This window comes from Rheinheimera pacifica (assembly GCF_900108485.1).
Lineage (GTDB): Bacteria > Pseudomonadota > Gammaproteobacteria > Enterobacterales > Alteromonadaceae > Alishewanella > Alishewanella pacifica.
This window is the reverse complement of sequence record NZ_FNXF01000036.1, coordinates 1-5,157: the sequence shown is the minus strand read 5'-3', so window position 1 is coordinate 5,157 and position 5,157 is coordinate 1. Positions and strand designations below refer to the sequence as shown.

General features: G+C 45.2%; 9 protein-coding genes and 1 pseudogene. 2 read left to right on the top strand and 8 right to left on the bottom strand.

All coding sequences use genetic code 11. The features are described from left to right. Both BLW68_RS20760 and BLW68_RS21630 read left to right on the top strand, forming a co-directional pair. Window positions 1–251, top strand: a 251-nt coding sequence (locus BLW68_RS20760) for an ATP-binding protein (protein ID WP_177172316.1), incomplete at its 5' end; no start/stop codon positions are given. A 119-nt stretch (window positions 252–370) separates the two neighbouring features. Further along, a pseudogene (locus BLW68_RS21630) lies at window positions 371–445 on the top strand (endonuclease III); the annotation flags it as partial. A 134-nt stretch (window positions 446–579) separates the two neighbouring features. Here BLW68_RS21630 and BLW68_RS20750 read toward each other — a convergent pair. The 8 genes from BLW68_RS20750 to BLW68_RS20715 all read right to left on the bottom strand — a co-directional run bounded on the left by BLW68_RS20750 (window position 580) and on the right by BLW68_RS20715 (window position 4,853). Continuing rightward, window positions 580–1,035 (bottom strand): hypothetical protein, encoded by a 456-nt coding sequence (locus tag BLW68_RS20750; protein WP_092797175.1) that lies wholly within the window; start codon window positions 1,033–1,035, stop codon window positions 580–582. 278 nt (window positions 1,036–1,313) lie between these two features. Then, complete coding sequence (locus BLW68_RS20745) at window positions 1,314–1,856, bottom strand: imm11 family protein (protein ID WP_092797173.1); 543 nt, start codon at window positions 1,854–1,856, stop codon at window positions 1,314–1,316. Between the two features lie 143 nt (window positions 1,857–1,999). Next, entirely contained in the window at window positions 2,000–2,473 is a 474-nt protein-coding gene (locus BLW68_RS20740) for a hypothetical protein (protein WP_218141426.1), read from the bottom strand. A 53-nt stretch (window positions 2,474–2,526) separates the two neighbouring features. Continuing rightward, a complete protein-coding gene (locus BLW68_RS20735; RefSeq protein ID WP_092797171.1) occupies window positions 2,527–2,832 on the bottom strand; it encodes a CPCC family cysteine-rich protein in 306 nt (101 codons plus the stop codon). Window positions 2,833–2,941: 109 nt separating this feature from the next. Continuing rightward, a complete protein-coding gene (locus BLW68_RS20730) occupies window positions 2,942–3,283 on the bottom strand; it encodes a YqcC family protein (protein WP_092797169.1) in 342 nt (113 codons plus the stop codon). A 90-nt stretch (window positions 3,284–3,373) separates the two neighbouring features. After that, entirely contained in the window at window positions 3,374–3,652 is a 279-nt protein-coding gene (locus BLW68_RS20725; protein ID WP_218141425.1) for a hypothetical protein, read from the bottom strand. 38 nt (window positions 3,653–3,690) lie between these two features. Then, a complete protein-coding gene (locus tag BLW68_RS20720) occupies window positions 3,691–4,533 on the bottom strand; it encodes an IS3 family transposase (protein WP_342741279.1) in 843 nt (280 codons plus the stop codon). Window positions 4,534–4,544: 11 nt separating this feature from the next. Beyond that, window positions 4,545–4,853, bottom strand: a complete 309-nt coding sequence (locus BLW68_RS20715; protein WP_218141424.1) for a transposase — start codon at window positions 4,851–4,853, stop codon at window positions 4,545–4,547. Window positions 4,854–5,157: the final 304 nt, after the last annotated feature.

The window sequence follows — 5,157 nt, the reverse complement described above, 5'->3', positions numbered from 1 at the left end:
ATGACTGGGGTCTTGAGGGATTTAAAGGTAAGCAAGTCAGTGATTTACTGGACGTGATTGAAGATCGCTACGAGCAACGCAGCACGATCATCGTCAGTCAGTTACCGGTCTCAGAATGGTACGGTCTGATGGATAACCCGACTGTCGCAGATGCGCTATTAGACAGAGTGATCCACAACGCCCACCGACTAGAATTAACAGGTGAGTCACAACGTAAAAAAACACTGGTTCAGGGTGAAGAAGTCGGGTAAAAAGAGAGCATAAACGAAGGTCAGATCATGCTGGCCGGATCACACCGAAACGCCTGGCCGGATGAAACCGGAACAGGTGGCCGGACAAACCGAAATACGCAAAGGTTGTTCCGACAGACTGCGTAGCACGCAAACCGCGCTGCGGCAGTTGCCTGATTGAAGATTTGTGTGAGTTTAAAGAAAAGACGGAATAATTAAATGGCTGATTTACATAGGTTCTTAAGGTGTGGAGCAGCTCGCCTACTAAACCTAAACCATTTCGCCGTAAACACCAAACCCGACCTTGAATTGGAAATGCCAAGCGTTGGGAATCGCTTTACATATGTTGTCAGGCTCTTGTTACCCGGCTCTCTTTATTTTTCAGCATACTATAAAGACGATTAGAGTCCTTGAACCAGATAAATTTGTAAAACTCATTGTTGGCGAATTGCATTATTATCTTTGGGATACCAAACATGCGGGTATAAGTTACGGACACAATATTATCGTTGTCTCTTTTGAAGCTATAGCCTGTGCTTTTGTTGGAGAACTCAATACCTCCCTGATTTACAATAACTTGTTCGCCACTATGTTTTAGCAAAGCATCGTCATAGTACCTTTTAGTCATTACAACCACACAACAAATTGCTAAACAAACCATCAGGCCAGTCAAAGTTCCTTTAATAACAAAGACTGAAGGCTCAATGTATAGTGTTAAAAGGAATGGTATTAGAACTCCATACGCCAGCCACTTAAACAATCTGGCCTTATTTTCCAGAAACTCCGTATCACAATTAAATATCATTTAATTCCACCAATAAGCCAAAATAAACTGCGCGGCGCGCGTCGGCTTCCTTTTCTAAGTACAATGCTGCAGAACTCTGCCATACACTGTCAACTCGGAAACCAAACGCTGAATAGTGTTTATAGGCCACGGCAGGTCCTTGAAATATTGAACCAACAATATCACCTATTTTTGTTATTCCTATTTTCTCTGCTTTGCATATAACCCCGCATTTTCGGCTAGTTTAAAGCACAACGGAAAACCAGCCCTACAACATGCGCTTACTACAGTTTTAATCGCTATGCGCACTTAAATAGCGCACCCGAAACTCCTGCTGATTCTAATTTTTGCTTTACTTCTGCACTTACGACAATAGCAACATTAAAGCCCTTAACCCTAAATATGTTTAAGCCCGCACACTTATCTGGATTAACTACCATTTTAAAGAAGCCTCGGTACTCGCCAGCCTTATCAGGACGAATAGGATCGTTTACCTCGAACTTTTGAAATTCTGATTCTTTTTCGTCAATGCACTCGAGCTCTTTTGGAACAGCCATGATATAGAATTCACTACCCGAGCCTTTACTAATAATATTTGCTTTGGCAAATGTGATATCAGCAATACCAGCAAGAGCATCTTTGAATTTTTTACTTACTACACTTACACCATATGCTTCATTGCACGTGTAGTCCATTTCCAAACCATCGCGAGATACCTCAATTTCATACCCTCTTTCAGGATCAAGGTACTGCGCTAATTTCCAATTGTCAGCAAAAGCGACATCGCCCAAGTACCATCTATTAGGAAAATTTATATCATCAGTTAGCTCGTAGTAACTCAACCTCTCAGATTCCTGCCTGAAATGTAACGCCTGTAACAGGCGAATTTATGGAGGTGATTGTTTTGTACCAGACTTTTCTGGCATACAACGAGCGCCGGAATAAATCTCGGCCAGGTTGCGATTGTTCGGCATTTTTTTGCATCTTAGAATACACCGGCCTTCCCCTGACTAAACAACTCTTTCCATTGATTATAGCCAGCCAGCTCTTCCTGTTTTACTGGACTATGACCAATTAATATTTGTCCTTCCGCTGCACCTGGTGCGCGATTTGGTATATGCCCTATTTTTACTTTCCAGATCCCTTTTTTTACTGCCTGATTGATCTCCTCTAGAGATTTAAACTCTTGCTCTCCGTAAGACATGCTAATAATTAACAAGCAGTCCTTTTCAGGAGCCATAAAAACCTGCCCCTGAATACTGATAGATTGACCAACATCTAAGCAGACATTATCAATGCGCAAAACCTTATTAATAGAATATTTACCTTCAGGTTTTTCGGTAGTTAACAGGTCACCTTCTTTAAAGGGAAACTCTTTGTAATCTGCTGGAAACCAATTGCCTGCCATAGCACTTACACTCATTAGTACAGTTATTATGAATACTGATGCTTGCTTCATATTATTACCAACGCCGTGATCTGTGGTTAATGCTGCGAAGCAGTATTACCTTGTTATATTTCACTTTCTACTACCTTTATCGAAAACTTGCGAAGTTGCTCATAGCTCTCAGAAGGATCTCGCTGCGGCATTCTCCGAGTTACCTCATACTGCCCAGTAACGATGAAATTTATGCGCCCTTGCTCAAGTGAGACGTGATTAGGGCCGCCCCAATTTTCTTTATGTTCTGGGTCATCTTGACCATCATCTTCCCATCCGCACACTGCACAAATATCATATGCTTCTGGCTCGCCTATAGTTGCATAACCACAGCATGGACAACAGTATAGACCTTTTGATGATTGTTCTCGTTTTCTCATGGAATATAACGCCGTTGTATGGCGCCGGAGTGCAGTTGGAATTTTTTGTGGTAGACACCACAAAAAAGGCCGACGGAACGGAGATCGCACATGACAACTTTAGCTTCTTTCATTTGCCTACCACCAACTTATCGAAATCATTGAGAAGACTTACAAGTGTAAGCGCCTCCTCTACACAGCTATGATAATCGTATTCACGCATAGCCATTAACCCAACTTGACTACCGTCAGGATATTCGCCTGTCTGTGCTGCTTTGCGAGCATTTGGCAGGAAAACACATTGAAGCCATAGTTCGAAGGAAGGTGCCTCAATATAGTTTCCAACTTTTACATCTGGAGGATTTTCTTTCCAGAATCCAATTTTCTTCATCTCTGCTTCAATATCGTCAAGAGCCGATAAGACCTTTTTTCCCTTCTCGGACTGCTTCTTAAAAAATCTTGTGGTGCTCATGACCGTCCTGCAGCTAACGCATAGCACACGGGTGACGACCGCGCAGCGGTTGGCGCCCCAGCGGCCGCAGGCCGCGAGTGATGCGCCTTGTTAGGGATTTGCTGAATGCTGCTGTTTAATTTTTGCATAACAAAACTCGCAAACAAGACTGAAATTATTAAATGCTCTGAATGAGTCAGTCATTTCACCTTCGCTAAGAAAAAACGCCTCACAAGCACCACACCAAGCTTGCAAGTCATCAGGCTCGGAGCTGTTTTCTACAAAACCCAAAACACCTTCTGTTTTTTGCAACAAATGACAGCAAACTACAGCAGAGTTTACTGTGCCATGTGTACCGCATTCGATGGTTGGATTATCGGTCTGAGCCATCATCATCCTGTTCTTACCCATAAAAAGTAGACACTCGGTTATGCGCATTTGCGCTCAAACTCAGCCGGGCTGACATAGCCAATCGCTGAGTGCCTACGGACACGGTTATAAAATATCTCAATGTACTCGAAGATACCTGACTTCGCCCGCTCTATCGAGTCGTAGTTTTCTGCATAAATCAGTTCTACTTTAAGCCGGCTGAAGAAGGCCTCCATTGCAGCATTATCCCAGCAATTGCCCTTGCGGCTCATGCTGGGTACACAGCCGGCATTCATCAACACATCCTGATACGCGGTTGAGCGATACTGCACGCCCCGGTCTGAATGCACTATCAGGCCCGCCTGCGGCTGTCTTCGTGCCAGTGCCATTCTCAGTGCCTGCGTAATCAGCTGCTCGGTCATGCTGGTGTCCAACGACCAGCCCACTATCGCTCTGGAGTATAAATCCATCACCGTAGCCAGGTATAACCATTTATCTTTCAGCCAGATATAAGTGATATCTGGGGTCCAGCGCTCGTTGGGTTTCTCGGCGTCAAACCGCCTTTTCAACAGGTTATCGGCCACATTAGTCATCGCTTCGGTGCGTGGGCTGTAGCGAAACGCCTTGCCGTTACGTGCCCGTATACCTCTGGCTTTAAGGATGCTGGCGACGATGTTAAGGCAACAATTTACCCCCAGCGCATTCAGCTCTTTTACCAGTCTGGGCGCGCCGTAGCGCGCTTTGTAACGGGCGTAGCTGTCGAGCACCTGCCGCTCTAACTGCTCGTGCTTTACGCTGCTCCGGCTCGGTTTACGGCCCCGCCAGCGATAAAAGCCGGAAGCGGATACCTCCAGCACCCGACACATCAACCTGACCGTATACTGCCCCACGTATTCGCTGATCAGGGCGTACTTTACTCCTGCAGCTTGGCAAAGTACGCAGCTGCCTTCTTTAGGAATTCATTTTCCTTTTTCAGCGTATCCAGCTCGCGCTTCAGCTGCCGGATTTTTTCGCTTTCATCTTTTGAATAGTCCACCCCATTCAGACTGTTAAACTGCTTATCTGACAAGCGGTTAAACTGCGCCCGCCAGTTGTAAATCTGATTGGGGTGTATGCCCAGTTCCTGGGCAACAGACGTGGCTGTTTTATCGGGTAAATCAGACAGTCTTACTGCTTCTCTACGGAACTCTTCTGAGTACGCCTGGGTTTTATGTCTGGCCATCTTGCACCTCAGTGTCAGGTACGATACCTAACTATAGAAGGTGTCTACTGATCATGGGTAACTCGGATCCCTAACGCCGCCAACACAGGCCGAGCGGTAGCGAGGTCCAGCCCAATGCGGATTTTTCATTGGGCGATTGTGCTTGGCCTTGTTACGTTGCATTGGCACGGGCCTGATGATTGAAAAAGAGCACTAGGTTTCGTGCTGTTGTTAGGTAGTGTTCAAAATTCTGTGTCATTTCATTAAACTAAGCGAAAACGAGATGACACATGACCAACCCAACTTTCGATATACAAGCAGCCAT

Excerpts from the sequence above, each read along its gene's own strand:
- BLW68_RS20750 (WP_092797175.1), bottom strand. The coding sequence starts at position 1,035 with ATGATATTTAATTGTGATACGGAGTTTCTGGAAAATAAGGCCAGATTG.
- BLW68_RS20740 (WP_218141426.1), bottom strand. The coding sequence starts at position 2,473 with ATGAAGCAAGCATCAGTATTCATAATAACTGTACTAATGAGTGTAAGT.
- BLW68_RS20735 (WP_092797171.1), bottom strand. The coding sequence starts at position 2,832 with ATGAGAAAACGAGAACAATCATCAAAAGGTCTATACTGTTGTCCATGC.
- BLW68_RS20730 (WP_092797169.1), bottom strand. The coding sequence starts at position 3,283 with ATGAGCACCACAAGATTTTTTAAGAAGCAGTCCGAGAAGGGAAAAAAG.
- BLW68_RS20725 (WP_218141425.1), bottom strand. The coding sequence starts at position 3,652 with ATGGCTCAGACCGATAATCCAACCATCGAATGCGGTACACATGGCACA.
- BLW68_RS20715 (WP_218141424.1), bottom strand. The coding sequence starts at position 4,853 with ATGGCCAGACATAAAACCCAGGCGTACTCAGAAGAGTTCCGTAGAGAA.